Origin of the sequence: Halomonas sp. RT37 (assembly GCF_040070525.1) — a bacterium.
Taxonomy (GTDB): Bacteria; Pseudomonadota; Gammaproteobacteria; order Pseudomonadales; family Halomonadaceae; genus Halomonas; species Halomonas litopenaei.
On record NZ_CP098827.1, the window covers coordinates 4,143,142 to 4,168,368 of the forward strand.

At 63.4% G+C, this 25,227-nt stretch carries 20 protein-coding genes; 10 read left to right on the top strand and 10 right to left on the bottom strand.

Annotated elements, in window-relative coordinates:
• Positions 1 to 80 precede the first annotated feature (80 nt).
• Together NFG58_RS17965 and NFG58_RS17970 are read left to right on the top strand one after the other, a co-directional pair.
• A complete protein-coding gene (locus tag NFG58_RS17965; RefSeq protein WP_124803520.1) occupies positions 81 to 614 on the top strand; it encodes a DNA-3-methyladenine glycosylase I in 534 nt (177 codons plus the stop codon).
• Complete coding sequence (locus NFG58_RS17970) at positions 602 to 1,762, top strand: metal-dependent hydrolase (protein ID WP_348827100.1); 1,161 nt, start codon at positions 602 to 604, stop codon at positions 1,760 to 1,762. The genes NFG58_RS17965 and NFG58_RS17970 overlap by 13 nt, the downstream gene beginning before the upstream one ends.
• 110 nt (positions 1,763 to 1,872) lie before the next feature.
• Here NFG58_RS17970 and NFG58_RS17975 read toward each other — a convergent pair whose 3' ends face one another.
• The 3 genes from NFG58_RS17975 to metE form a co-directional block, all read right to left on the bottom strand.
• Positions 1,873 to 2,478: an NAD(P)H-dependent oxidoreductase gene (locus tag NFG58_RS17975; RefSeq protein WP_348827101.1), complete on the bottom strand. Its 606-nt coding sequence runs from the start codon at positions 2,476 to 2,478 to the stop codon at positions 1,873 to 1,875.
• 192 nt (positions 2,479 to 2,670) lie between these two features.
• Positions 2,671 to 3,426, bottom strand: a complete 756-nt coding sequence (locus tag NFG58_RS17980; RefSeq protein WP_348814860.1) for a C-type lysozyme, inhibitor — start codon at positions 3,424 to 3,426, stop codon at positions 2,671 to 2,673.
• A gap of 208 nt (positions 3,427 to 3,634) precedes the next feature.
• Positions 3,635 to 5,935 (bottom strand): 5-methyltetrahydropteroyltriglutamate--homocysteine S-methyltransferase, encoded by a 2,301-nt coding sequence (metE, locus tag NFG58_RS17985; RefSeq protein ID WP_348827102.1) that lies wholly within the window; start codon positions 5,933 to 5,935, stop codon positions 3,635 to 3,637.
• Between the two features lie 104 nt (positions 5,936 to 6,039).
• On the opposite strand from metE, the gene NFG58_RS17990 reads away from it, so the two are divergent.
• The gene (locus NFG58_RS17990) at positions 6,040 to 6,954 is read left to right on the top strand and encodes a LysR family transcriptional regulator (protein WP_045991224.1); all 915 of its coding nucleotides are present in this window, start codon (positions 6,040 to 6,042) and stop codon (positions 6,952 to 6,954) included.
• Positions 6,955 to 7,044: 90 nt separating this feature from the next.
• Here NFG58_RS17990 and NFG58_RS17995 read toward each other — a convergent pair whose 3' ends face one another.
• A complete protein-coding gene (locus NFG58_RS17995) occupies positions 7,045 to 8,649 on the bottom strand; it encodes an ATP-binding protein (protein ID WP_348827103.1) in 1,605 nt (534 codons plus the stop codon).
• Positions 8,650 to 8,653: 4 nt separating this feature from the next.
• A complete protein-coding gene (locus tag NFG58_RS18000) occupies positions 8,654 to 9,367 on the bottom strand; it encodes a winged helix-turn-helix domain-containing protein (RefSeq protein WP_083970186.1) in 714 nt (237 codons plus the stop codon).
• Between the two features lie 380 nt (positions 9,368 to 9,747).
• On the opposite strand from NFG58_RS18000, the gene NFG58_RS18005 reads away from it, so the two are divergent.
• From NFG58_RS18005 to drt2, 5 genes are all read left to right on the top strand, one after another.
• Complete coding sequence (locus NFG58_RS18005; protein ID WP_348827104.1) at positions 9,748 to 12,636, top strand: ribonucleoside-diphosphate reductase subunit alpha; 2,889 nt, start codon at positions 9,748 to 9,750, stop codon at positions 12,634 to 12,636.
• Positions 12,637 to 12,768: 132 nt separating this feature from the next.
• Entirely contained in the window at positions 12,769 to 14,013 is a 1,245-nt protein-coding gene (locus NFG58_RS18010) for a ribonucleotide-diphosphate reductase subunit beta (RefSeq protein ID WP_124803534.1), read from the top strand.
• Positions 14,014 to 14,128: 115 nt separating this feature from the next.
• Positions 14,129 to 14,437 carry a hypothetical protein gene (locus tag NFG58_RS18015; RefSeq protein WP_045991229.1) on the top strand — a complete coding sequence of 103 codons (309 nt, stop codon included), beginning with the start codon at positions 14,129 to 14,131 and terminating at the stop codon, positions 14,435 to 14,437.
• A 64-nt stretch (positions 14,438 to 14,501) separates the two neighbouring features.
• The gene (locus NFG58_RS18020; RefSeq protein ID WP_348827105.1) at positions 14,502 to 14,735 is read left to right on the top strand and encodes a DUF2188 domain-containing protein; all 234 of its coding nucleotides are present in this window, start codon (positions 14,502 to 14,504) and stop codon (positions 14,733 to 14,735) included.
• A gap of 528 nt (positions 14,736 to 15,263) precedes the next feature.
• The gene (gene drt2, locus NFG58_RS18025) at positions 15,264 to 16,535 is read left to right on the top strand and encodes an antiviral reverse transcriptase Drt2 (RefSeq protein WP_348827107.1); all 1,272 of its coding nucleotides are present in this window, start codon (positions 15,264 to 15,266) and stop codon (positions 16,533 to 16,535) included.
• A gap of 415 nt (positions 16,536 to 16,950) precedes the next feature.
• Here drt2 and NFG58_RS18030 read toward each other — a convergent pair whose 3' ends face one another.
• From NFG58_RS18030 to NFG58_RS18050, 5 genes are all read right to left on the bottom strand, one after another.
• On the bottom strand, positions 16,951 to 17,187 hold the full coding sequence (locus NFG58_RS18030; protein ID WP_045991287.1) for a hypothetical protein: 237 nt from the start codon (positions 17,185 to 17,187) through the stop codon (positions 16,951 to 16,953).
• Positions 17,188 to 17,297: 110 nt separating this feature from the next.
• Positions 17,298 to 18,251, bottom strand: coding sequence for an EamA family transporter (locus NFG58_RS18035; RefSeq protein WP_348827109.1), 954 nt, complete (start codon positions 18,249 to 18,251; stop codon positions 17,298 to 17,300).
• Positions 18,252 to 18,299: 48 nt separating this feature from the next.
• Positions 18,300 to 19,085 carry an AraC family transcriptional regulator gene (locus NFG58_RS18040; protein ID WP_348827110.1) on the bottom strand — a complete coding sequence of 262 codons (786 nt, stop codon included), beginning with the start codon at positions 19,083 to 19,085 and terminating at the stop codon, positions 18,300 to 18,302.
• A 313-nt stretch (positions 19,086 to 19,398) separates the two neighbouring features.
• The gene (locus tag NFG58_RS18045; RefSeq protein ID WP_045991231.1) at positions 19,399 to 19,653 is read right to left on the bottom strand and encodes a hypothetical protein; all 255 of its coding nucleotides are present in this window, start codon (positions 19,651 to 19,653) and stop codon (positions 19,399 to 19,401) included.
• An 80-nt stretch (positions 19,654 to 19,733) separates the two neighbouring features.
• Complete coding sequence (locus tag NFG58_RS18050; protein ID WP_348827111.1) at positions 19,734 to 22,226, bottom strand: PQQ-binding-like beta-propeller repeat protein; 2,493 nt, start codon at positions 22,224 to 22,226, stop codon at positions 19,734 to 19,736.
• Positions 22,227 to 22,409: 183 nt separating this feature from the next.
• Here NFG58_RS18050 and NFG58_RS18055 point away from each other — a divergent pair, with 183 nt between their 5' ends.
• Together NFG58_RS18055 and NFG58_RS18060 are read left to right on the top strand one after the other, a co-directional pair.
• Complete coding sequence (locus tag NFG58_RS18055) at positions 22,410 to 23,027, top strand: glutathione S-transferase family protein (RefSeq protein WP_108132258.1); 618 nt, start codon at positions 22,410 to 22,412, stop codon at positions 23,025 to 23,027.
• Between the two features lie 267 nt (positions 23,028 to 23,294).
• A complete protein-coding gene (locus NFG58_RS18060; protein WP_348827113.1) occupies positions 23,295 to 25,151 on the top strand; it encodes a monovalent cation:proton antiporter-2 (CPA2) family protein in 1,857 nt (618 codons plus the stop codon).
• Positions 25,152 to 25,227 lie beyond the last annotated feature (76 nt).

Sequence of the window (25,227 nt, forward strand, 5' to 3'; positions counted from 1 at the left end):
ATGCCGAGTCGGTACCCTTTTGTCGTAGCGCAGGTCGGTCCCAGGGGAATCGAGACATCCTACCAACAAGAGCAAGCCGCATGAGCGAGTACTGCGACCTGGCACCGGGGCATCCGCTGCACGGGCCCTACCATGACAGCGAATACGGGTTCCCGATCCGAGGCGAGTCCGACCTGTTCGAGCGCCTGGCACTCGAGATCAATCAGGCCGGTCTGTCGTGGCTTACGGTGCTGAAGAAGCGCGAGGGCTTCAAGCGCGCCTTCGACGGCTTCGACGTCGATCGGGTCGCCGCCTACGACGACGACGATCGGGCACGTCTGCTGGCCGACGCCGACATCATTCGTCACCGCCTGAAGATCGAGGCGGTGATCCACAACGCCCGGGTAATCCAGGCCATGCGGGAGTCCCACGGCGGCTTTCAGGCCTGGCTGGATGCCCACCACCCGCGTGAACACGCGGACTGGGTGAAGCTGTTCAAGCGTCACTTTCGCTTCACCGGCCCGGAGATCGTCAAGGAGTTCCTGATGAGCGCGGGCTACCTGGCCGGCGCCCACCGCGACGACTGCCCGGTGCAGGCCCGGATACTGGCGGCGGCGCCACCATGGACTCGCTGACCCAGGCCGCCCTCGGCGCGGCCCTGGGCGGCGCGGTTCTGGGCCGTCACCTGGGCCGCAAGTCATTGCTCGCCGGCGCGGTGGTCGGCAGCCTGCCGGACCTGGACGTGCTGATCGACTACGGCGACGCCGTGGCCAATGTCACCTACCACCGTGGCTTCAGTCATTCGCTCTTCGTATTGACGGGGCTCTCGCTGGCGCTGGCCGGGCTAGCTCAGCGACTGGCCCAGCGACTGGCCGAGCGCCGGGCCAGACGCCCTGCACAGGGACTGGGCTTGAGCTTAAGCCCGGCACAGGGCCTGGACTTGCAGCACCTTGGCCTGTTGCGCTGGTGGCTGTTCTTCTGGCTGTGCCTGGTGACCCATCCGCTGCTGGACTCGCTGACCACCTACGGCACCCAGCTGTGGTGGCCACTCGAGGTCACCGCGCCCAGCGCTACCCCGCTGGTGTTCATCATCGACCCGGCCTACACCCTGGCCTTGCTGGTCGCGCTGGTGATCGCGCTATGGCGTGGCCATCGGCCAGCAACCTTGCAACGCGCCGCCAGCTGGGGCCTGGTGATCTCGACGCTGTACCTGCTGCTGGCGCTGGGCGCGCGCGGCTGGGTCGATGCCAGGGCCGACGAGGCGCTCGACCGAGTGGACATGGCCGAGGCACCGCGCCTGATCCAGCCGGCGCCCTTCTCGATCCTGCTGTGGCGGGTCACCGCCGTGGACGGCGATCGCCACGCCGAGACGCTGGTCGGCCTGCTCGACGGAGATACCCACCCGGTCGTCGAACTGTTTCGACGCGGCACCGAACTCGAGGCTGCCGCCCTGGCGCTCGGCAGCGGTCGCCGCCTGGCCTGGTTCGCCGGCCCCTTTGTGCGCTACGAGGTGGAGCGCAAGGGAGACGCCGAGCGTCTGCTGGCCACCGACCTGCGCCTGGGCTTTCCCGGCTTCCATCCGTTTCGCTTCGCTTTGGCCGAACGCCAAAATGGCGACTGGCGCGCCCTGGAACCGACCCTGCAACTGCCGATGAGCGCAAGCCAGCGGCCCTTGGGTCAATTGTTCGAGCGCATGCTGTCACCACAGCCCGCGCTGTGTGTCGCTGACTTCGTCGATTCCCGCTGGCAGCTGGGCGCAGGCGACGACTGCGACGCTCGCTGACACCCGGCCGGGTGTCGGCCTCTTCCCTGAGCGACGATCACCATACGCACGCCGCCGTGGCCCTGGCCACGGCGGCGTGCGAATCAGTGTCTTCAGACCTCGGGCGCGGCTTACAGCCTGGCGACCAGCGCCTCGATCTCGGCGTGGGCAGTGGTGAGGGCCGCTTCCTTGTGTTCGTCACCCATGCTGAGCCCTTCGGCAAACACCGTGTCGACCTCATTGATGCCGATCAGGCCCAGCATATGGCGCAGGTGCGGTGTCTGGGTATCCAGAGCACTACCGGCGTACTGACCGCCGCGAGCGCCCAGCACGATGGCACGCTTGCCCTCGAGCAGCCCCACCGGGCCATTCTCGGTGTAGCGGAAGCTCTTGCCCGCGCGCAGGATACGGTCGAACCAGGCCTTGAGCTGGGAGGGAATGCCCAGGTTGTAAAGCGGCACGGCGAGCACCAGCACGTCGTGGGCCTCGAGCTCGGCGAGACGCTCATCGGAGCGCGTCGCCAGCTCGCGCTGTGCCTCGCTGCGCTCTGCGTCCGCCACCTGCCAGCTGGACAGCTCGTCGAGGCCCAGGTGTGGCAGGTCGTCGGCGACCACGTCGCGATGGGTGATCTCGATATCGTCACGCTGGCGCGCCAGGCGCTCGAAGTGGCGTGCCAGCTGGGTGGACTGGCCTTGGTCGGCGAGGATGGATGAGGTGACAAGCAGTACGCGGGTCATGGCGAGCTCCTGTGGAAGATGATGTCTGCGCACAGTTTACCGCCAATAAAATCGACGAAAAGCGAATAAATCTCGGAATACCTTTCGATAAAAACGAATAAAGCGCCGCTCGGCGCTTTATTCGCGTGTGCTGGCTACACAAGCCAAGGACGCTTTCGTCGGCTTGCCAAGCGCGTCCACGTCGCCCCCCCGTCAGGGCGCGATGCCCTGCCCACACCCCTGCAGCTGACGTCCGTTGACGTTCAAGGTGACCTGGGCCGGCCAGGGCGTGCCCGCCATATCATCGAAGCAGGCACCGGCCTCGATGCGCAGCTCGAAGGGCGCATCGGCGCGGCCGCTTTCCAGGATCACTCGACCGGCACCGTTGTCCAGGGTGGTGACGCGATAGGGCAGGCTCACTTCACGCTCGCCGTAGTCCAGACTCATGTCGATGCGCGGCACGTCATTGGCCAGTTCGAGGTGCCAGCCTGGCTCGTTGCCCCGGGCCAGGAACATCACCCCGGGCTTGTCGCTGCGCCGCAGGGAGTCGCGGCGGGTACGGGCCTCGCACTCGAGCCGACCGCGGGAGCTCTTGATCACCGCCCGATCACCGAGAATGTGGGCGCTGAGTTCCCCCCGCTGGTAACGCTCGCCCTGGTCCACCACCGCCTGGGGCAACTGCTCGGCACCGTGGGTGGTCCACAACCTGAGCGAATCCTCCTGGGTCGCCGAGACCATGTCCTGACTCGGCGAACAGCGCCAGCCAACGAAGGTAGCGCCATCACCGACAAAGTAGGCAGAGGGCAGCAGCGGCGCCTTCTGCTCCACCGGCGCATCGGTAAAGGAACCGCGCCGCTCCGCGCGATCGGTCTGCTCGCTGGCAGGACCGGGAGCGCTGGTAGTGGCGCACCCCACCAGTCCACTCAGCATCACGACAAGGAGGGGTGAGACGACAGCGGGACGACACATGACAGGCTCCTTCGATCACGACATCAGTACGATTCCGTGGCCCCGCCAGGTGCCGTCTGGCGTGTCCCTGTCGGGGCCTACTGGCGAAGCTTACCAGCCACATCGTCAAAAGGCGCGGCTCTGCCACCATGGGATCGCCCCCTCGCACAATCGACGAACTTTCAACCGCGCTTCCCGGCGTCATGGGCCCTCTAGTGCGGCTCGGTCGTCAGGCGTGGCGTCGACGCAGTTCCTTGGCGGCCTGGACCATATTGGCCAGCGCCGGTGTCACCTCCTCCCACTGACGGGTCTTGAGGCCGCAGTCCGGGTTGACCCACAGCCGCTCCAGCGAGATGCGCTCGGCGGCCTTTTCCATCAGCGCCACCATCCAGTCCACCTCGGGCAGGTTCGGTGAATGGATGTCGTAGACCCCCGGTCCGATCTCGTTGGGATAGTCGAAGTCACGGAAGGCGTCGAGCAACTCCATGTCGGAGCGCGAGGTCTCGATGGTGATGACGTCGGCGTCCAGCTCGGCGATGGAGGCGATGATGTCGTTGAACTCGGAGTAGCACATGTGGGTGTGGATCTGGGTCGCATCCGCTACGCCGCTGGCCGACAGGCGGAACGCCTCCACCGCCCAGTCCAGATACTCCTGCCACTCGGCCTTGCGCAGCGGCAGACCTTCCCGCAGCGCCGGCTCGTCGATCTGGATAGCGCGAATGCCCGCCGCCTCCAGGTCACACACCTCGTCACGCAGTGCCAGGGCAATCTGGCGGCAGGTGGTCGCGCGAGGCTGGTCATCACGCACGAAGGCCCACTGCAGCATAGTCACCGGGCCGGTCAGCATGCCCTTCATCGGCGCCCCGGTCAGCGACTGGGCGTAGCGGCTCCACTCCACCGTCATCGGTGCAGGACGGCTCACGTCGCCGAACAGGATCGGTGGCTTGACGCAGCGTGACCCATAGCTCTGGACCCAGCCGAAGCGGGTGAAGGCGTAACCGTCGAGCTGCTCGCCGAAGTACTCGACCATGTCGTTACGCTCGGCCTCGCCGTGGACCAGCATGTCCAGGCCCAGCTCTTCCTGCAGCCGCACCGCCTGGGCGATCTCCTCGCGCATCCTGGCGTTGTAATCGTCAGCGGACAGGCGTCCTGCCTTGTGGTCACGACGGGCAGCGCGAATCTCAGCGGTCTGGGGGAAGGAGCCGATGGTGGTGGTCGGAAACAGCGGCAGTCCGAGGGCGCGACGCTGCTGCTCGGCGCGCTGCAGATAGGGGCTCGGGCGCTGGCTGTCGGCCTCGCCAAGCGCCGCCAGGCGTGCACCGACCTCGGGACGATGAATGCGTGGCGACTCACGCCGCGAGGCAATCGCCTGCACGCAAGCCGCCAGCAGCGCCTCGTCTTCGGGTCGCACCCGGCCAGCGAGCAGTCTTGCCAGGGTCACGGTCTCGTCGAGCTTCTGGCGAGCGAAGGCCAGCCAGCTTCTGAACTCGGCGTCGAGCTCGGTCTCGCGCTCCAGGTCCACCGGCACATGCAGCAGCGAGCAGCTGGGGGCGATCCACAGACGCTCGCCCAGACGGCTGGCGGCGTTGGTCCACTGATCGCGCAGGGCAGCCAGGTCGGCGCGCCAGATGTTGCGTCCGTCGATGACGCCCAGCGACAGCACCTTGTGAGGCAGCAGACGGTCGACCACCGTCTCGACCTCCTGTGGGGCACGCACGGCGTCCAGGTGCAGCCCCGCCACCGGCAGATTGACCGCCAGGGTCAGGTTGTCGCCGAGGCCGCCGAAGTAGTTGGCCACCAGCAGCTTGACCCCCGACCCCTGCAGATGATGGTAGGCACGTTCGAAGGCTACCTTCCAGTCGCCGGGCAGGTCCTGGGCCAGGGCCGGCTCGTCGAGCTGCACCCACTCCACACCCAGCTTGGCGAGTCTGGCGAACACCTCGGCGTAGACCGCCAGCACACCATCGAGCAGCGCCAGACGATCGAAGGACGACTCGCCCCGCTCCTTGCCGAGCCACAGCCAGGTCAGCGGCCCGACCAGCGCCACTTTGACCGCGTGCCCCTGCTGCTGCGCCTCGACGACCTCGTCGAACAGCCGCGTGCTGGCCAGGCGGAAGTCCTGCCCCTGGTGCAGTTCCGGTACCAGATAGTGGTAGTTGGTATCGAAGTACTTGGTCATCTCGCAGGCGGCGGCGGGCTCGCCGCTGGGCGCGCGGCCCCGGGCCATGCGAAAGGCGGTGTCCAGATCGACTTCACCACGCTCGAGCTCGGCCTTGGCAGCAAAACGCGCCGGCACCGCACCCAGCAGCAGCGACACGTTGAGCACCTGGTCATAGAAGGCGAAGTCGCCCACCGTCACCAGGTCCAGTCCCGCCTCGCGCTGATCCTGCCAGTGACGCTTGCGCAACTCGCGACCGGTCGCCTCCAGGCTGGCCCGATCGGCGTCGCCCTTCCAGTAGGCTTCGGTGGCGCGCTTGAGCTCGCGGTCGGCACCGATGCGGGGATACCCCAGAATATGAGAAAAAGTCATGGTGATTCACCTTGATCATGAATGATACGACGAAGTGTCGCTGGCATCCGAAGGGTGAATCAAACTAAACTTCTTAATCTTTACTATGAAAGAAGCTCACGATAATGCTCGAACTCCGTCATCTGCGCACTCTGATAGCGCTGCGCGACGCCGGCTCCCTGGTGGAGGCCGCCGAACGGGTCCACCTGACCCAGTCGGCGCTGTCCCACCAGCTCAAGGATCTGGAGGAGCGTCTGGGCGGGCCACTGTTCCTGCGCAAGACCCGGCCGGTGGAGTTCACCCGAGCCGGGCTGCGCCTCTTGAACCTGGCCGAACAGATCCTGCCCCAGGTGCGCATGGCCGAGCGTGACCTGGCGCGCCTGGCCGGCAACGAGCAGGGCCGCCTGCACATGGCGATCGAGTGTCATAGCTGCTTTCAGTGGCTGATGCCCACCGTGGATCACTTCCGCGACCATTGGCCGGAGGTCGAGATCGACATCCCCGGCGGCCACCACTTCGATCCGCTGCCGGCGCTGGCCCGCGAGCAGCTCGATCTGGTGATCACCGCCGACCCCCAACCCCTGCCCGGCGTTCACTACGAGCCGCTGTTTCGCTACGAAGGCCTGCTCGCCGTGGCGCGTCAGCATGCCCTGGCCGGGCGCTCCCACGTCTCGCCGCAGGATCTGGCCGACCTGACCCTGATCACCTACCCGGTGGAACGTTCGCGTCTGGATGTGTTCACCCAGTTCCTCGACCCGGCCGGCGTCACCCCCAGGGAGGTGCGCACCGCCGAACTGACGATCATGATGATGCAACTGGTGGCCAGCGGTCGCGGAGTCTGTGCGCTGCCCAACTGGGCACTGACCGAGTACCTGGAGCGGGACTACGTCAAGGCCGTCGCGCTGGGCGAGGATGGTGTATGGAGCACGCTCTTCGCCGCCATCCGCGAAGATACCCGGGAAGCCCCCTGGATGGTCGACTTTCTGCGCACCGCGCGGGAGACGTCCTTTGCGGTACTGGAAGGGATCAAGCCGGCCTGAGCGGGAAACATCGTCGAGGCGCTGAACGAATCAGGCCCGCCCGAAACAGGGGCCGTTCACCGGCATTCAGGTTGGCCCGCGGGCAGATTCTCAGACCCGGCGGGGGATGATCAGCGAGAATCGCGCGCCCTTCAGGTCGGGGCTCTCGTCCACGCTGACGGTGCCGCCGTGCCAGGCCATCACCTTCTGCACGATGGACAGCCCCAGCCCGTAGCCGCCGGAGCGGCGGGTTCGGCTGTCGTCCAGGCGGGCGAAGGGCTTGAAGATATCCTGGCGCGCCTCCGGCGGAACCCCTTCCCCATCGTCCTCCACGTCGACCCTCACCTGGTTGGGTTCGTCGAGCAGGCTGACCTTGACCCGGGTGCGGGCGTGGCGGCAGGCGTTGGCCACCAGGTTCTGGGTGGCCCGCTGCAGATAGCGGGAATCGGCGTGGACCTCGATCTCCGGCCCCGCGGTCAGACGCACGTCAAGATTGCCGTGCAACGGCATCAGGGAGTCGATCACCCGCTCGCAGATATCACGCAGCTCCACCGGTTCGGGGGAAGCTTCGACACCGTGGATGGTCTCGCTGTCGAGGCGCGCATAGGTGAGGATTTCGTCGATCAGATCGTCGAGTTCATCGATATCGCTGTCGACCCCCTGCAACTGGCGCCTGACCAGGGCATCCTCGGACATGTCCTCGACCATCTGCACCGCAAAGCGAATCCTCGCCACCGGCGTCCTGAGTTCGTGGGACACTGCCCGGATCATGTCCTGCTGGGCCCGCAACAGCGACTGCACCTGGGAGGCCATGCCGTTGAAGGCCATGCCGACACGCCCGAGAAAGTCGCCGCTCTCGACCTTGACCCGGGTGTCGAGGCGACCGCTGGCAAGCCGGGTGGCGGCCATCTCGAGTCGCGCCATGCGCGCCTCGATACCCCGCACAATCAGGTAGATGACGATCGCCAGTGCGCCCATCAGCAGCACCAGCATCGACGCCAACAGCGCCGGCGGAAGCGCCTCGTAGCTGGCCATCGGCCCTACCGTGAGCCAGAAGGGGGCTTCGCCAGGCGGCGTCACCTGCATGAACAGCACCACTGACCAGTGCTCGGGCAGTAGCTGCATCATCACCTCGCCACCGGCCAGGCGGTTGCGCTGACGTGGCTCGAGGATATCCGGAGGGGACTGGCTGATCGATACCGGCAGGTCGCCGCGGGTCATGCTGTCGATGCTCGCCTGGCGCGCCCCCGCCGGCAGGCTGGCGAGCCATTCCCCGCTGAGCTGGGTCAGGCCCCGCAACTGGCGCTCCGACATGCCGGACAGCGACACCTGCAGGACCGCGCCACCGGCGGGCATCAGCCGCCAGAAGCGCCACTCATGGGGACTGTCACGCCCGACCAGCACGCCGCCGCGCTGCAGTCGAAGACGGGTGAAGTAGCTCGGCGACAGCGACGACAGGGGCACGATCGACATCGACATGTCCAGCGCCTCGGACTTCTCGGCCATCCACTCACGCCGCTCGCCCCGCGGCATGCTGTCGATCATCGTCGCCAACAGGTGCATGGGCGCCTCGGCCAGCTGTTCGCGATAGTGCTCGATGCGCACCTTGTCGATCAGCGTCATGCCCACCATCGCCACGCCGAGCGCCAGCACCAGGGTCGCCGCCAGCATGACGTAGACCCGCAGGAAGGTACTGTCGGCCAGGGCGCGACGCATGGGTTCAGCTGTCCTTCACGAACAGATAGCCCTTGCTCCTGACCGTCTTGATGCGGTGCGGATGATGGGGGTCATCGCCTATCTTGGGCCGAATCCGCGACACCCGCACGTCGATGGAGCGGTCCTGGCCGTCGTAGCGGATGCCACGCAACTGGGAAAAGATTTCTTCGCGGGTCAGCACCCGACCGGCATGGCTGGCCAGCAGCCACAAAAGGTCGAACTCGGCGCTGGTCAGATCGATACGCTCGCCCTTTAGCCAGGCCTCGCGGGTGGCGTTGTCGATTTCCAGGTCCTGGAACGTCAAGCGGCTTTCGCCACTGACCTCGGCTCCGTCGAGACGACGCAGCAGGGCACGCATGCGTGCCAGCAGTACCCTCGGCTGCACCGGCTTCGGCACATAATCGTCGGCGCCCATCTCGAGCCCCAGGACCTGATCCATGTCGTCGGTCCGCGCGGTCAGCATCAGGATCGGACCACCGTAGTCGCTGCGAACACGACGACAGATCGACAGGCCATCCTCGCCCGGCAGCATCAGATCCAGAATCACCAGATCCGGCTGCAGCGACAGAATACGATCGACGCCGCGACCGCCGTCATCCTCCAGGCTCACTCGGAAGCCGTTGGCTTCGAGGTAGTCCCGCGTCAGACCAGCGAGACGCTCATCATCTTCGATGATAAGTACGTGATCCTGTTCTCGTTGCTCTGAACGTTCTTCCATAGGGGGTCTCATTCCTTTTGGCGAATGCCGGGCATTATCCAACCTGGCCGAATGACTGGTGCTGAGCAATGTCACACGCGATAACACAAGGATACCCGAATTTTGCGCTGTCGCCTGCCCTCGCCCTGATGCGCATCAAGGCCGCCACCACGGCGCCCACGCCGGTTGTGCCCAGTTGCCCCCTTGATGACCACACCTCATCCACAGACTTATCCACTTGATGACGGGCAAGAAGCACACTATCTTGTGTCCGAATATCCAGAGAGACACCACATCATGTGTCTCTAGCAATATCACAGAAGCCTGTCAACTGCCTCTTTCTCGCAGTTGGTCACGCCTGTTTTCACGACTTTTTTTACCTCATAGGGAGCCTCGGCGCCATGGATACCCTCGCTAGCCCGGACCGACCGTCCGTCTCCGTCACCGCCCCCGACACGCTGCGCGTGATCAAGCGCACCGGGGACGTGGTGCCCTTCGACGCCGGCAAGATCGCCGTGGCCATCAGCAAGGCATTCATCGCCGTCGAGGGGGACAATGCCGCCACCTCTAGCCGGGTCCGTGACTTCGTCAAGGAATCCGCCGAGGCCATCGAGCAGACCTTTGCCCGTCGCCTGGCCGACGGCGGCACCGTGCACATCGAGGATATTCAGGACCAGGTCGAGCTGGCGCTGATGCGCAGCGGCGAGCAGAAGGTCGCCCGTGCCTACGTGTTGTACCGCGAGGAACACGCCCGCGCCCGCGAGGAAAGCGGCATCGAGAAGCCGCACCCGACCCTCAACGTCACCGCCGCCGACGGCAGCCGTCGTCCGCTGGACCTGGGGCGTATCGAGACCCTGGTGTTCGACGCCTGCGAAGGCCTCGAGAACGTCGACCCCAACAAGATCGTCCAGGACTCGCTGAAGAACCTGTACGACGGTGTGACCATCGATGGCGTGTCCCAGGCGCTGATGATGACCGCTCGCACGCTGGTCGAGAAGGACCCGAACTACACCTACGTCACCGCTCGTCTGCTGCAGGACAACCTGCGCCGCGAGGCGCTGTCATTCCTCGACGTGGCCGAGGACGCCACCTACGGCGACATGGCCGAGCTCTACAAGCCGGCCTTCGTGCGCTACGTCGAGCGTGGCATCGAGTTCGAGCAGCTCGACCCCGAGCTTGCCAACTTCGACCTGGAACGTCTGGGCGAGGCGCTCGACCACAGCCGCGACAACCAGTTCACCTACCTGGGCCTGCAGACCCTGTACGACCGCTACTTCATCCACCGCGATGACGTGCGCTACGAGCTGCCCCAGGTGATGTTCATGCGTGTGGCCATGGGCCTTGCGCTGAACGAGGACGACCGCGAGACCCGGGCCATCGAGTTCTACGAGCTGCTCTCCAGCTTCGACTACATGGCCTCCACCCCGACCCTGTTCAACGCGGGCACCGTGCGCAGCCAGCTCTCCAGCTGCTACCTGACCACCGTGCCGGATGACCTCGAGAGCATCTACGGCGCGATCCGCGACAACGCCATGCTGTCCAAGTGGGCCGGCGGTCTCGGCAACGACTGGACCCCGGTGCGTGCGCTGGGCTCCTACATCAAGGGCACCAACGGCAAGTCCCAGGGTGTGGTCCCCTTCCTCAAGGTGGTCAACGACACCGCCGTCGCGGTCAACCAGGGCGGCAAGCGCAAGGGTGCCGTCTGCGCCTACCTCGAGACCTGGCACCTGGATGTCGAGGAATTCCTCGAGCTGCGCAAGAACACCGGCGATGACCGTCGTCGTACCCATGACATGAACACCGCCAACTGGGTGCCGGACCTGTTCATGAAGCGGGTGTTCAATGACGAGGAGTGGACCCTGTTCTCGCCGTCCACCTGCCCGGACCTGCATGACCTGTACGGCGTGGCCTTCGAGAAGCGCTATGCCGAGTACGAGGAGATGACCCGCAACGGTCAGCTCAAGCTGTTCAAGCGGGTCAAGGCCAAGGACCTGTGGCGCAAGATGCTGTCGATGCTGTTCGAGACCGGCCATCCCTGGATCACCTTCAAGGATGCCTGCAACATTCGCAGCCCCCAGAGCCACGCCGGCGTGGTCCACAGCTCCAACCTGTGCACCGAGATCACCCTCAACACCTCGCCCGACGAGATCGCGGTGTGCAACCTGGGCTCGATCAACCTGGCGCAGCACGTGGTCGACGGCGAGCTCGACAACGACAAGCTCAAGAAGACCGTGCGCACCGCGGTGCGGATGCTCGACAACGTCATCGACATCAACTATTACGCGGTGCCCCAGGCGCGCAACTCCAACTTCAAGCACCGCCCGGTGGGCCTGGGCCTGATGGGCTTCCAGGACGCGCTGTACGCCCAGGGCATCGCCTACGCCAGCGGCGAGGCGGTGGCCTTTGCCGACCGCTCCATGGAGCTGATCAGCTACCACGCCATCGAGGCCTCCAGCGACCTGGCCGCCGAGCGCGGACGCTACGAGAGCTTCGAGGGCTCGCTGTGGAGCCAGGGCGTGCTGCCGATCGACTCTGTCGACAAGCTCAAGGCCGAGCGTGGCGAGCAGTACATCGAGGTCGACACCAGCCAGACCCAGGACTGGGATCGCATCCGTGACAAGGTGCGCAGCCAGGGCATGCGCAACTCCAACGTGATGGCCATCGCCCCCACCGCGACCATCTCGAACATCTGCGGCGTGACCCAGTCGATCGAGCCGACCTATCAGAACCTGTTCGTGAAATCGAACCTGTCCGGCGAGTTCACCGTGGTCAACGCCTGGATGGTCAACGACCTCAAGGAACGCGGCCTGTGGGACGAGGTCATGATCAACGACCTCAAGTACTACGACGGCAGCGTCCAGCCCATCGACCGCATCCCGGACGACCTCAAGGCCAAGTACGCCACCGCCTTCGAGGTCGAGCCCAAGTGGCTGGTCGAAGCCGCCGCACGGCGCCAGAAGTGGATCGACCAGGCCCAGTCGCTGAACCTCTACATCCAGGGCGTGTCCGGCAAGAAGCTCGACGTGACCTACCGCATGGCGTGGTTCCGTGGCCTCAAGACCACCTACTACCTGCGCGCCCTCGGCGCCACCTCGGTGGAGAAGTCCACGGTGGACCGCGGCAAGCTCAACGCCGTCTCCAACGGCACCGCACCCCAGGCGGCCGCACCGGCGCCGGCACCCGCAGCCGAGGAGCCCCGCGGCATCGACGACTTCCTCAAGGGCAAGGGTGGCCAGCGTCCGCCGTCCGCCGGGGAAATCGACGAGCTGGGCTGTGAGGCCTGCCAGTAACACCGGCGACAACGCCATGACGGACGTGCGGGCCAGGCCCGCACACCTCGCCCCGGCACCGCCGGGGCCACCAGACAACCCCACGCCGACGCCAGGCGCGTCGGCCGATCAGATGATCGGGAGACCGCAACAATGCTGAACTGGGACGAGTTCCACGAGGACGACACCGCCACCGCAGAAGTGCCTGAGCCGAAGAAGGCCCCCGAGCCGACCCCGGCTCCGGCTGCCGAGGCAACGGATGAGGTGCGCGAAAGCGCCGGCAACTACCAGGCTGCCGACCAGGACCGCATGGCCCGGGCACGCAAGTCGCTGGAAGAACTCGACGTGGCCGCCGGCCTCGAGGAACTCGAGATGGGCGCCGCCCGGATCGAGGTCGACGACAAGAAGATGATCAACGCCCGTGCGGACCTGAACCAGCTGGTGCCGTTCAAGTACGAGTGGGCCTGGCAGAAGTACCTGGACGGCAGTGCCAACCACTGGATGCCCCAGGAAGTGAACATGAACGCGGACATCGCGCTGTGGAAGAGCAACGACGGCCTGACCGCCGACGAGCGCCGCATCGTCGAACGTTCACTGGGCTACTTCTCCACCGCCGACTCGCTGGTCGCCAACAACCTGGTGCTGGCGCTGTATCGCCTGATCACCAACCCGGAGTGCCGCCAGTACCTGCTGCGCCAGGCCTTCGAGGAAGCGATCCACACCCACGCCTACCAGTACTGCGTGGAGTCGCTGGGCATGGATGAGGGCGAAGTCTTCAACATGTACCGCGAGGTCCCGTCGGTCGCCGCCAAGTCCGCCTGGAGCCTCAAGCACACCCAGTCGCTGGCCCGTCCTGACTTCCAGACCGGCACCGTCGAGACCGACCAGGAGCTGCTGCGTAACCTGATCGCCTTCTACTGTGTCACCGAAGGCATCTTCTTCTACTGCGGTTTCAGCCAGATCCTGTCCATGGGCCGGCGCAACAAGATGACCGGCGTGGCCGAGCAGTTCCAGTACATCCTGCGCGACGAGTCGATGCACCTGAACTTCGGTGTCGACATGATCAACCAGATCAAGATCGAGAACCCGAACCTGTGGACCCCGGAGTTCCAGGACGAGGTCACCCAGATGATCCTCGAGGGCACCGAGCTCGAGATCAGCTACGCCCGCGACACCATGCCCCGCGGCGTGCTGGGCATGAACGCGGCGATCATGGAGGAGTACCTGCACTTCATCTGCAACCGTCGCCTGGCCCAGATCGGCCTGAAGGAGCAGTTCCCGGGTGCCCAGAACCCCTTCCCGTGGATGAGCGAAATCATCGATCTGCGCAAGGAGAAGAACTTCTTCGAGACCCGCGTCACCGAGTATCAGGTCGGCGGCGCGCTGAGCTGGGATTGATCGAGACGACGCCCGGGCCTGACGGCTCGGGCGTCTTTCCTTCACTCCACCGACAACCCCACCAGGGAATGGCGACACCACCAATGTTCTGACGTGATTTCAGGAGGGCAACAGCATGGCTGTTTCCAATGGAAGACCCCAGCAGCATGACACCCGCGCCTGGCAGTCCGCCCTGGACCGGGCTCTGGCCGCCCACGGCGGCGAACGCGCCCTGGCCCGCTACGACCACCTGGCCCACGCCTTTCCTTCCCCCGAGTACGATCCCCGCGACGAGCACCACCCGCACCTCAACCTGGACGCCTTGAAGCGCTGGGCGCTCTATCGCGGCTGGCGGGCGCAGCCCGATACCGACCGCATGAGCACGGCCAGTACCCCACCGATCTGCTTTACCCGCTTGTCGCGCCATCGCGTCAGAAGTCATTGACGACGGCCAAGTATCGTGCCGGCGATATACCGTCTCGCGCAAAAACTTGAACGAGGAAGTGGAAATGGTCAGAAAGACTCACCACGTAGTTCCCAACGCTGATGGTGGCTGGGACATAAAGAAGGGCGGCGGAAAGAAGTCCATCAAACACTTTAGCCTTAAGTCAGATGCTGTGGATCACGGAAGGGGAATTAGCAAAAACCAAGGTAGCGAATTCGTCATACACAAAAAAGATGGAAAAATTCAAAATCCAGATAGCCACGGTCGCGATCCTTTTCCTCCTCGGGATAAGAAATAGAAAAGGTCGCAACAGTGCTAGGACCATTCGCTTAATAAAGTAAAAACGCAGGAACGCTAGAAACAAAACTTTTCTTTGCGCCCCTAACGGGGCGCCTCGAGCGAAATGCGTTGCGAATTCCAGGTCTTCAAGGACAGGCTTAAACTTTAATCATCAACCTCCTCGATGAACTAAATTTCACCTACCCCTTCCAACAACTGACCATACGTGATAAATTTTATCTGCTCGCCAAATCGTTGGCGAGGAACATCACAGGATGTCAAGCATTTGCGAGCATACGTGAAAGCGTGCCAAGAAATGTAGCGACATCGCACTGATGAGATCCAGCTTCATAGTGGTCTCCATAGTAATTGTGATACTGACATCATATGTCATCTCTAACAGAAGCGGCGCATCATTGCTTTCAGTAGAACGAAAGAAATGATGGATGGTGAGACTTAGTCCACTTGGTTAAGCCGGGGGGGAGTAATGTGGATGGCCGCAGTCCTTCCCCCTCGGTTTTGCTAAGCTAATGCGGGGAACATAATCATGGATGATGCGTGCTGGTTTCGTAGAAGAAACTACTTACATTTTGACTCTCCTGTTAGCTTTAAAAAAGCAGAAAAATTAGTTACCAATCCTCAAACAGTATCTCGGCATAGCTTTTACCCACTCATTAGTTATACCATTGATAGTACAAAAATAAGCAAAGACAAAGTCACCAACCAAATAACAAAGGAACCAAAAAAGAGGCCTATATCTTATCCAGCTCACAAAGACGGACACATATACAGCTACTATTCAAAGCTAATCTCTCAACATTATGAAGAAAAGGTAAATACGGTTCAGCTCTCTGAGTCGATACTGGCTTTTCGCCAACTAGGAAAAAGCAATATAAGCTTTGCAAAAGAAGCTTTTGATACAATAAAAGAAATGGGAAACTGTAGCGTTGTAGCACTAGACATAAAATCTTTTTTTGACACTCTCGATCATAAAATGCTTAAGGAGAAATGGTCAAAAATAATTAGCGCCAGTTCACTTCCAGCGGATCACTACTCTATCTATAAGTCGATAACCCAGTATTCAATAGTAGACAAACATAGACTTTACGAAGAACTTGGCATTTCTAAAAACAACCCAAAGAAAAGCAGGCATCGACTTTGCCTACCTAACGAATTCAGAGAGACAGTACGAAAAAAAGGCTTAGTCGCGACAAACAGGGCTGGAAAAGGTATTCCTCAAGGCACCCCGATAAGTGCTCTACTATCAAACATCTACATGATCGACTTCGACATATTAATGAACGAAGTCGTATCAGAACAAGGTGGAAAATATTTTAGATATTGTGATGACATGCTATTCATAACCCCAACCGCTTATCGTGATGATGTTGCCGGTTTCGTGCAGTCGGAGATAATCAAACTTGGACTTAGCATACAGACAAAAAAGACGGAAAGAAGAACATTCAGCATTACTCCTACGGGGCTACAAAGTGATAAGCCATTACAGTATTTAGGTTTCACCTTTGACGGGGAGAGAATTCTGATTCGATCATCTTCACTTTCTAGATATTCCAGAAAGATGAAGGGCGGCGTTAAACTAGCTAAGAAAACGATGGAAAAGAAAAATAAAGAGCGCACAGAAAAGAACCTTCCCGAGAAAGGGATTTATAAGAAAAACCTGTATGAAAGATACTCTCACCTTGGGAAAACAAATTTCATTACTTATGGACACAGGGCCGCCAAAGAAATGAATTCTTTCCACATAAAGAGACAACTGTCTCCCCTTTGGAAAAGATTGAAAGACGAAATTGAAAAATAACCTCCCCCTTCACCGAAGACTCTTAGCTTACAACCTGAAAAAAAATTAGCGGGTGTTTCGTTGCATCTGCTTCATTTTCTGAACCATTATTCGAAGAATGTGCAACGTTTCAGGTCAGTCTCGAACACAGCCCAATCATAAGGAGAGTGCGGCCTTGCGCTTCGCGGTCCATCGTTTGACGGAGTTTTCAACACTCATTCTGCCCTCCTGATGGCTGCACTATAGCCTATGCAACTCTGGAGGGGGGGGGGCACTTCAGGCCAGTACCCCACCGATCTGCTTTACCCGCTTGTCGCGCCATCGCGTCAGGAGTCATTGACGACGGCCTCACTGGCATAAAAATGCGCAAGGCCCGTCACCGGGTCTTGCGTGTATCGAGCGCTCTGCCGGCGTCGTCGGCGTCTTCAGGCAAGCCCTAGCGGCTGACCAGCAACCTCGCCTTGGGCTCCACCCTGATCACATCCTGCAGCGCACTGCGCATGGCCTCGCCGGAGCAGGCCGCCGCGCGGCAGAACTGCAGCGCGATTTCATCATCGTGGGCCCTGCCGACCAGGGCGTCGCGGCAGCCGTCGTCACACAGCCGCTCGGCGAGATCCTCGGGGTTCACCCCTCGGGGCAGTCGAAAACGTAGTTCGAAATCGTGTTCTTTCATGACTGGCGTCCTCCTTGAAAGACCGACGTTATTGTCGAACGCCGAGGCCAGTTTGAAAGACGCGCTTGAGGCTCCCTATTGTCCCAAGGATACAGTCGCCCGGCTGGGTATCAGTCCGACGCCCGGGACGACCTTCTACGCCCAATCCAGCCGCTGCCGATCAGCATCCCAAGGGTGATCAGCACCGCCGCCCCGGCAAGCCACAGGGTAGGCGCGGCGAAGCCGGTCACCACCAGCACCAGGGTCGACAGCAGCGGCGTGAAGTAGGCCAGCAGACCCAGCAGCCGCAGGTCCCCCTGCTTGACCCCGATATCCCAAGTAAAGAAGGCGCTGCCCACCGGTCCCAGGCCGAGAGCGATGACACCGAACCAGGCGCTGCCCTGGGGCCAGCGGCCGGGTTCGAAGGCCAGATGACACGCTGCCGCCAGTATCGCGGTGACCAGACAGAAGCCCCCCACCGCGGCGGTGGGTACCGTGCGGGTGGCCCGGGACAGCACCGAATAGCCACTCCAGACGAAGGCACAGGCGAAGGCGGCGGTGTAGCCCAGGAGGCTACCGCCGGCGTCGACGTCTCCGCCGATCAACAGCACCGCCCCGCCGAAACCGAGCAGGCTGCCGACCACGTGAAACCCGCGCAGGCGCTCGCCGGGCAGCAGAGCGACAAACAGCACGATCAACAGCGGCCAGAGATAGCTGATCAGGCCGGCGTTGGCCGGCGGCGCGTTCTGCTGGGCGATAAAGTAGAGGGCGTGGTAGCCGAACAGCCCGCCGACGCCCAGCGCCCAGACCAGTGGCGGCTGGCGCATCGGCGCCAGCACCGCCTCGCCGCGCAGGCACTGATAGACCACAAAGCACACAAAGGCCACGCCGAACGCCAGAGCGGTGAGCAGAAACGGTGGCACGGGCCCCGACAACTGGGTAAAGAGGGCCAGCATGGCCCAATTGAGCACCGTGGTGGCACCGATCCAGGTGGCGCGCCTACGCGAGATGTCGACCGCATCGGAGGATGCCCCCGCCTGGGCAGAGGAAGAAGATGAAGAAGAAGAAGATGAGGAAGAGCGCATAAAGACCTCCAGAACATCGAGGTCTCGAGTGTGGGCCAGCCGCCCACACTAGGTCTTGTACGATTCTGACCTGTTGTGCGTGGCGGTTGCGGCTTGACGCCGCCAGGCGCCGGGAGAAACGTCATGGGCCTCGCGGAAGACGCGGGAAAAGTGGGCGGCGTCGTGGAACCCGCAGACCAGCGCGACCTCGCTGAGGGCCATGGCCGAGCCGGAACGAGTCCGGGTGACCAGTAACTGTCGCGCCAGGGCCAGCCGCTCACGGCGCAGCCAGACCGCCGGCGGCACTCCGAGCAGCTCACGAAACTGACGGGCGAAGACCGCCTCGGACAGGTGGCACAGCGCCGCCATCTCCTTGACGCGCCAGGGGTGGGCCAGCTCGCCGCGTAGCCTTGGCAGCAGCTCGAGCAGACGCAGGCGCGGCGCCGGGAGCGGCCTGCCGCGCCCTTCATCCAGCGCGTGCTGCAGGCGGGAAAGCCACCGGGCCAGCGCCTCGACGCCGGCGCCCGGGGCGGGCGCGGCCTCGACCAGGCTCGCCGGCGCGCGATAGCCCCTCGCTCGCTCGTTTTCGAAGATCCCCTCCACCCCCAGGGCCTGGCACCAGGCCACCGGCAGGTCGAGCACCAGAATGTCGTTGGCCCCCGGCGCGAGATAGTGGTGGGTCTCGCCGCTGGGGACCGGGGCCAATACGCCCGGCCCTACGCGCAGACCACGTCCGCCAACGTCCAGTTCCACCATGCCGCCGCGGCCCAGCAACAGCTGCTGAAAGTCGTGGCGGTCACTCAACACTCGGTCTGGATAGTGTCGATGTTCGATCAGGGGGGCGTGGGCGCTCATCGGTCTAGCCCCGCACTCGCTGCGCAGGCAAAGGTCGCTTCCCTTGATGCAGGTCAAATGTGATTTGATGACAAAAGATATATGCTCTCATTTACAACCTCATCAGGCTCTGGTAGTGATGAGGACTATCGGAGGTCCTCTCCATGGAACATGCAGGAGGTCCGTCATGGCGACATCCAAGAGTGTCATCAAGCGAGTCTACGTTCCCACCCACGTCAAGACGCTGCCCAATGGCGAGCGCGTCAAGATCCCCGGCCACTATAAACAAAAGGCGCCCGGCGACTGAACAGAGCGCCAGCCTCTGTTGCACCAGTCAGATCGAGGACGGCTCCCTGCACACCCGCCACCAGCCAAGCCCCACGGGTACCCCGTAAAGCAGCGCATGGACCAGCAACTCTTCGCCCAGGGCGTAGCCGTGCGACAGCCCGACGCTCAGGTTCCAGGCGCATATCGCCAGCCAGGCGAGGCTGAATATCCACATGGCGGTGTGCTGTCGCGGCTTGGGGCAGCGCCACAGCAACACCAGGACCACGACCACCCCGACGACGACAATCAACATGGTTCTCATGGGTGCCCCCTGCGTAACCTGCAATGTTGTTTTTCAGCATAGCCATGGCCGGGCGCGGCGGGACCGACGCCCGCCATCGCTCACTTCGTGCCACCCCCTTGGGGCAAAGCCTCGGGCGCTGCGTACACCACCAGTTCGGCGGCCTGGTCTGAAGGCGCTGCACCTTGCGGCAGGACAAGCGCCACCACCTTCGCCTCGCTCCTGCCCTGGTGAGTAAGTTGGCTTGCACCCCGCGCCCCCTCGACCATTCGCTGGCGCCACAATGCCCGACCATCATCCAGAGCGAAGGCGTAGAGCGCGACTGACCTTGTCTGGTCCGCGACGACCACCGCTGCATCGCCGGAACTACCCGAGAGCATCATCGGTGCCGACAGATTCGCCGTTCCGACAGGCAGCGAAAGCTCGAACGGCAAGCGCAACTCCTGAGGCAGTTCGACGTCGAGGTCACCGACGGTGCGACGCCAGACGATCGCCGAGCTATCGCTACCATCACTATCATCACTACCATCACTGCCGCGCAGAGCGTAAAGCGCGGACAGCTCGACCTTGACCAGCTCCCCCCAGGGAGGCGTACGACAGGATAGCCAGGGATGACGAGGGTCGGCACCACGGGAGCCGACGCTGGCGTAGAGCGCTTGCCCATCCGGGCCGAGCCTCAGCGCCACACGGGGTGACGCCAAGGGTAGCGTCGGTCGGATCAGCCGCTCCAGCGACGCCGGCAAGGTGACTGGCCCAGCGCTGTCCCTGGCCCGCAGGCGAATACGGCAAAGCAGTTGATCCACCGGCGAAAGTCCCCACATGTCGCGTTCGCGCAGTGCCTTCGGGTCAGAGGGCGGTGTTCGCCAGGTCTCTGCCGACAGCGGCGGTGGTGGCCTCAGGTCAAGCGACGCCAGGGTCTCCCCGCTGGGCATGTCCAGCATCAACAGCCTGCCCTCGCTCGTCGCCACCACCACCGCCTGGGGCCGATCGTCCAGGCTGACCATGACAACGTCCTTTGCTGCCGTCGACGCTGTGATCACCGCATCGACAGGCATCGCCCCCTCGCCGGGCATGGGGGCAAGATCCAGCGCTCGCGTCCATAGCGGTTCGCCGGTGGTCACTTCCAGCGCCGTCACCCGGCCTCCCGGGCCCTGCTCACTCTCATCTCGGACGTTATCCGGGCGGCGCTCGGCCCCAGAGGCAGCAGGGGCAGCAGGGGCAGCAGGGGCAGCCACCATCAGCAGGCCCTGGGTCTCATCGACGGCGACGATGCGAAGGTGGTAGGTGCCTGGCGTCTCGGGCCGCCAGCGCCAGATGCGATCGCCGGTGGCGATGTCCAGCGCCACCACCTCGGGGCCGAACCCCGTCAGCAGTACCAGTCGCGAGGTGACCTGGATGCCGGCGGCTCCCTTCAGCATCTCGGCGGATGTGTCGGCACTCATGTCAGCCACTTCGACCACGTCAGCCACTTCGGCCACTTCGGCCAGGTCGACCTGGCCGTCGGTGCCGAAACTCTCGCAGTGTCTGCCGGTGTCGGCATCCAGCGCCAGCAAGCGCCGATCTCGGGTGACAACGAACAGCCGCTGCGGACAGACCAGATCGCTTTCCGCGACCCCCTCTTCCCCGGCACCTTCATGGGTCGCCGACATTTCCAGGGGATCCGGCTCGCCCTCCCCGGGGGTAGGCGCAAAGACGCCCTCGACCATATCCTGCGTTCGCTCAGCGGCATCGTGATAGGCAAGCGTGCGACAGGGCCCCAGCGGCTCGATATTGTCCTCGTTGCCCTTTCCGTCGCTGTTCGGGTGTGACCAAAGACGCTCGCCGGTAGCGACCATGCGAGCTTCGATGCCGCTCGAGGTACAGACAATCAGTCGGTCGTCGATGATGACCAGAGGGAAGGCGGTGGCCAAGTGGTTCTCTGTCTCTGCCTCCGCCCTCTCCTGCTCCAGCTCGAGACGCCATAGCGCATCAAGGCCAGTGGCGGACTCACCCTGGGGGTTTGCCGGGGCCTTGGGCACCGAGGAGCCATGACTCTCGGGACGCGAAGACAAGGACGGTTCGACAGCAGGGAGAAAGGCCAGCAACAGCAGCAAGGACAAGCAAGAGAGCGTCATCAATCCCAGCGCCTGCCTGCAGCAGGCGTAGGCACCGCGGGAGAACCAGGGCAACAGCAGCACCAGCCCCAGCAATGCCGGCAGGCCCAGACGCGGCAGCAGGCGCCAGGCGTCCAGCCCCACTTCCCACAGTGCCCAGCCAAGGGTTGCTCCAAGCAGTAAAGCGTAAAGCCCCGGGGCGAGGCGCCATCGTGCCATCAGGCCGCATCCGGTCAGCGCCAGCCCCCCCGCCGCCAGCACGTAGTACGCCGAGCCCCCCAGCGCCAGCAGGTAGCCCCCGGCGGCCAGTGCAACCAACGCTGTCGCCAGCACCAACAGGCCAAGCAGTCGTGCTGGCCACCTTGCGGCACGCCTGTCATCCATCGCCTTACCTCCGGCATCCTTGACTTCGAGTCGGGCCAGCTCGACGCTCTTGCCCATCCTGCCGCTCTTGCCGCTCTTGCCGCTCTCGCCGCTCTTGCTACTGGGGCGCAGCTCCATGCTACAAGGGGTAGACTACCCTTCGGTACGGGGCGGCCCTGACCGCCTGGAACAGGATAGAAGCTGCCAGATGCCACTGCGACTCCCGCAGCGTCGCTCAGTGCCGAATCGCGCTGTCGACCTTCCCGCCTCCCGCAATAGTGACACCATAGACTCATCATCCATGCACCAGGGGACACCTCCATGAATCTCTACGGCGATACACGCTCGGGAAACTGCTACAAGATCAAGCTGCTGGCATCGCTGCTGGACATTCGCATGGTGTGGATAGGCATCGACATCCTGGCCGGGGACACCCGCGAAGAAGACTTCCTGGGCCGCAACCCCAACGGCAAGATCCCCCTGCTCGAGCTGGATGATGGACGCTTTCTGGCGGAATCCAACGCTATCCTCCACTACCTGGCCAGCGGCAGTGAGTGGCTGCCCGAGGATCGTTACCGCCATGCCAAGGTGCTGCAGTGGCAATACTTCGAACAGTACAGTCATGAGCCCTACATCGCCGTGGCGCGCTTCATCTCGCTCTACCTCGGATTGCCGGAGGACCGGCGGGCCGAATTCGACGCCAAGCAGCAAGGCGGCTACAAGGCGCTCGGCGTCATGGAGCGTCAGCTGGAGGCTACGCCCTTTCTGGTGGGCGAGCACCCCACCATCGCCGACATCTCGCTCTACGCCTACACCCATGTGGCCCACGAGGGCGGCTTCGATCTCGGCGCCTTTCCCGGCATTCGTGCCTGGATCCAGCGTATCCAGGCACTGCCAGGCTATGTCGCCCTCGGTGAGGACAGCCTCTCGTCCGAATGAGCAGAAGCCCCCGCTGCGGCCCACGGCGCTAAAGGTGCCGTGACGCCGGGGGCTGTCCAGCACCGCGAACCAGCCCCGGCACCAGCACTCCGCAGCAAAGCTCCGCCTCAGAGCCCTGCATCAGAACCCTGCATCAACGCCCTGTAACAGAGCCCTCCTGCAACAGAGCCCCGCCCCAGCGCCCACGCTGCTATCGGCATAACATGCATGCCGGTGACATCAGGTATGCTATGGGGCCCACCCACGAGCCGCCCTGGAGACCCGACCTTGGCCACCGCGCTGCTTCTCAACGTCTTGATCTTTCTCACTGCGGCGGTGCTGGTGGTCCCGATCATCAAACGCCTCGGCCTGGGGGAAGTGCTCGGCTACCTGATCGCCGGCGTGCTGATCGGTCCCTCGGCCCTCGGCCTGGTACCGGACGCCGAAGGGGTACTGCAGTTTTCGCAGGTCGGTATCGTCTTTCTGCTGTTCGTCATCGGCCTGGAGCTGAAACCGGCACGGCTCAAGCTGATGCGCAAGGCGGTGTTCGGCTTTGGCAGCCTGCAGGTGGCCATCACTACCCTGGTGCTGGGCCTGACCGCCCTGGCACTGGGCCTTCCGCCGGTGGCGGCGGCGGTGGTGGGCTTCAGTCTGGGGCTGTGCTCTACGCCACTGGTACTACACCTGCTGGGCGAGCGCCAGGAACTCAACAGCCGCCACGGACGCCATGCCTTTGCGCTGCTGCTGTTCCAGGACATGGCGGCCATTCCGGTACTGGCGGTGATTCCGATCCTTGCCGCCGACTCGCTGGTCAGCGGCGGCATGACTGCGGTGCTCAAGGAAGTCGCCATCGCCGTCGCCGCCTTCACCGGTCTGATCTTTGGCGGGCGCAAGCTGCTGCCGCCGCTGTTCCGCCTGGCCGCTGCCACCGACAGCCGCGAAGTGTTCGCCGGCATGTCGTTGCTGGTACTGATCGGTGCCGCCCTGCTGATGGAGCTGGCCGGGCTGTCCATGGCACTTGGCGCCTTTATCGCCGGTATCCTGTTGGCCGATTCCGAGTATCGCCACAGCATCGAGGCCGACATCGAACCGTTTCGCGGTCTGCTGCTGGGGCTATTCTTCATGGCGGTGGGCATGACCGCCAAGATCGGCCTGCTGGCACAGTCTCCTGGGCTGGTGCTGGGCCTGACCGCACTGCTGCTGCTGGCCAAGGGCGCCAGCCTGATGATCGCGGCTCGGGTCTACCGCTGCGGCTGGCGCGAGACCACCACCCTCGGCGTGCTGTTGTCACAGGGCGGAGAATTCGCCTTCGTGCTGTTGACCGCCGCGGGTTCAGCCGCCTTGCTGGCGCAGGACCTCGTGCACGTTCTGGTGCTGGTAGTGTCGCTGTCCATGGCCGCCACACCGATCCTGTTTCTGGGCCACGAACGGCTGGTTCGGCCATTGTTCAAGAAGCCTCGGCCCAAGCGCGACTTCGATGCCATGGACGATGATTCGCCACGCATCATTCTGGTCGGCTTCGGTCGCTTCGGTCAGATCATGGGGCGGGCGCTTCAAGGGCTCGAGATCCCCTACACCGTCCTCGACATCAATGCCGACCACGTCGACTTCGTGCGTCGCTACGGCAACAAGGTGTACTACGGCGACGCTACCCGACTGGACCTGCTGGATGCCGCCGGCGCGCGTCATGCCCAGGTGCTGGTGGTCGCGGTCGGCGATCCGGATATCTCGATGCGCATCATCCATCGCGCCAGCAAGCGCTTCCCCCACCTCAAGATCTATGCACGTGCCCGAGATCGTCACCATGCCCAGTTGCTGATGCGTGCCAAGGTCGGCTTTATCCTTCGTGAGCTGCTGCCGGCGAGCCTGGAAATGACCCGTGAGGTGCTGATCGGGCTCGGTGTGCCCCGCGACCAGGCCCAGCACACCATCGACACCTTCCGCCCCCACGACGAGGAGACCCTGCGGCGTCAGCTCGAGGTCTTCGGCAACGAGAAGAAGCAGATGCAGACGGTGCGGCAGGCGGCCAAGGAGCTCGAGACCCTGTTCGAGGCCGACGAGGACATCCTGACCCGGGTCGAGGAAATCCCCCGGCGCCAAGCCTCGGATGGCGACGACACCAAGCGCTCGGCCAACGAGTCCTGACCTCCGGCCCTTGTGCCAGAACCTCCAGCCCTTGTGCCAGAAGCCGCTTGCACTGCCATTCACCGGCCACGTCGAG

Bases quoted from the DNA above. Each gene is read 5' to 3' on its own strand.
- NFG58_RS18045 (WP_045991231.1), bottom strand. From the start codon at position 19,653: ATGAGAACCATGTTGATTGTCGTCGTCGGGGTGGTCGTGGTCCTGGTG.
- NFG58_RS17970 (WP_348827100.1), top strand. From the start codon at position 602: ATGGACTCGCTGACCCAGGCCGCCCTCGGCGCGGCCCTGGGCGGCGCG.
- NFG58_RS17975 (WP_348827101.1), bottom strand. From the start codon at position 2,478: ATGACCCGCGTACTGCTTGTCACCTCATCCATCCTCGCCGACCAAGGC.
- NFG58_RS17965 (WP_124803520.1), top strand. From the start codon at position 81: ATGAGCGAGTACTGCGACCTGGCACCGGGGCATCCGCTGCACGGGCCC.
- NFG58_RS18010 (WP_124803534.1), top strand. From the start codon at position 12,769: ATGCTGAACTGGGACGAGTTCCACGAGGACGACACCGCCACCGCAGAA.
- NFG58_RS18040 (WP_348827110.1), bottom strand. From the start codon at position 19,085: ATGAGCGCCCACGCCCCCCTGATCGAACATCGACACTATCCAGACCGA.
- metE (WP_348827102.1), bottom strand. From the start codon at position 5,935: ATGACTTTTTCTCATATTCTGGGGTATCCCCGCATCGGTGCCGACCGC.
- NFG58_RS18000 (WP_083970186.1), bottom strand. From the start codon at position 9,367: ATGGAAGAACGTTCAGAGCAACGAGAACAGGATCACGTACTTATCATC.
- NFG58_RS18055 (WP_108132258.1), top strand. From the start codon at position 22,410: ATGAATCTCTACGGCGATACACGCTCGGGAAACTGCTACAAGATCAAG.
- NFG58_RS17995 (WP_348827103.1), bottom strand. From the start codon at position 8,649: ATGCGTCGCGCCCTGGCCGACAGTACCTTCCTGCGGGTCTACGTCATG.
- NFG58_RS18050 (WP_348827111.1), bottom strand. From the start codon at position 22,226: ATGGAGCTGCGCCCCAGTAGCAAGAGCGGCGAGAGCGGCAAGAGCGGC.
- NFG58_RS18035 (WP_348827109.1), bottom strand. From the start codon at position 18,251: ATGCGCTCTTCCTCATCTTCTTCTTCTTCATCTTCTTCCTCTGCCCAG.
- NFG58_RS18005 (WP_348827104.1), top strand. From the start codon at position 9,748: ATGGATACCCTCGCTAGCCCGGACCGACCGTCCGTCTCCGTCACCGCC.
- NFG58_RS17990 (WP_045991224.1), top strand. From the start codon at position 6,040: ATGCTCGAACTCCGTCATCTGCGCACTCTGATAGCGCTGCGCGACGCC.
- NFG58_RS18030 (WP_045991287.1), bottom strand. From the start codon at position 17,187: ATGAAAGAACACGATTTCGAACTACGTTTTCGACTGCCCCGAGGGGTG.
- NFG58_RS18015 (WP_045991229.1), top strand. From the start codon at position 14,129: ATGGCTGTTTCCAATGGAAGACCCCAGCAGCATGACACCCGCGCCTGG.
- drt2 (WP_348827107.1), top strand. From the start codon at position 15,264: ATGGATGATGCGTGCTGGTTTCGTAGAAGAAACTACTTACATTTTGAC.
- NFG58_RS18020 (WP_348827105.1), top strand. From the start codon at position 14,502: ATGGTCAGAAAGACTCACCACGTAGTTCCCAACGCTGATGGTGGCTGG.
- NFG58_RS17980 (WP_348814860.1), bottom strand. From the start codon at position 3,426: ATGTGTCGTCCCGCTGTCGTCTCACCCCTCCTTGTCGTGATGCTGAGT.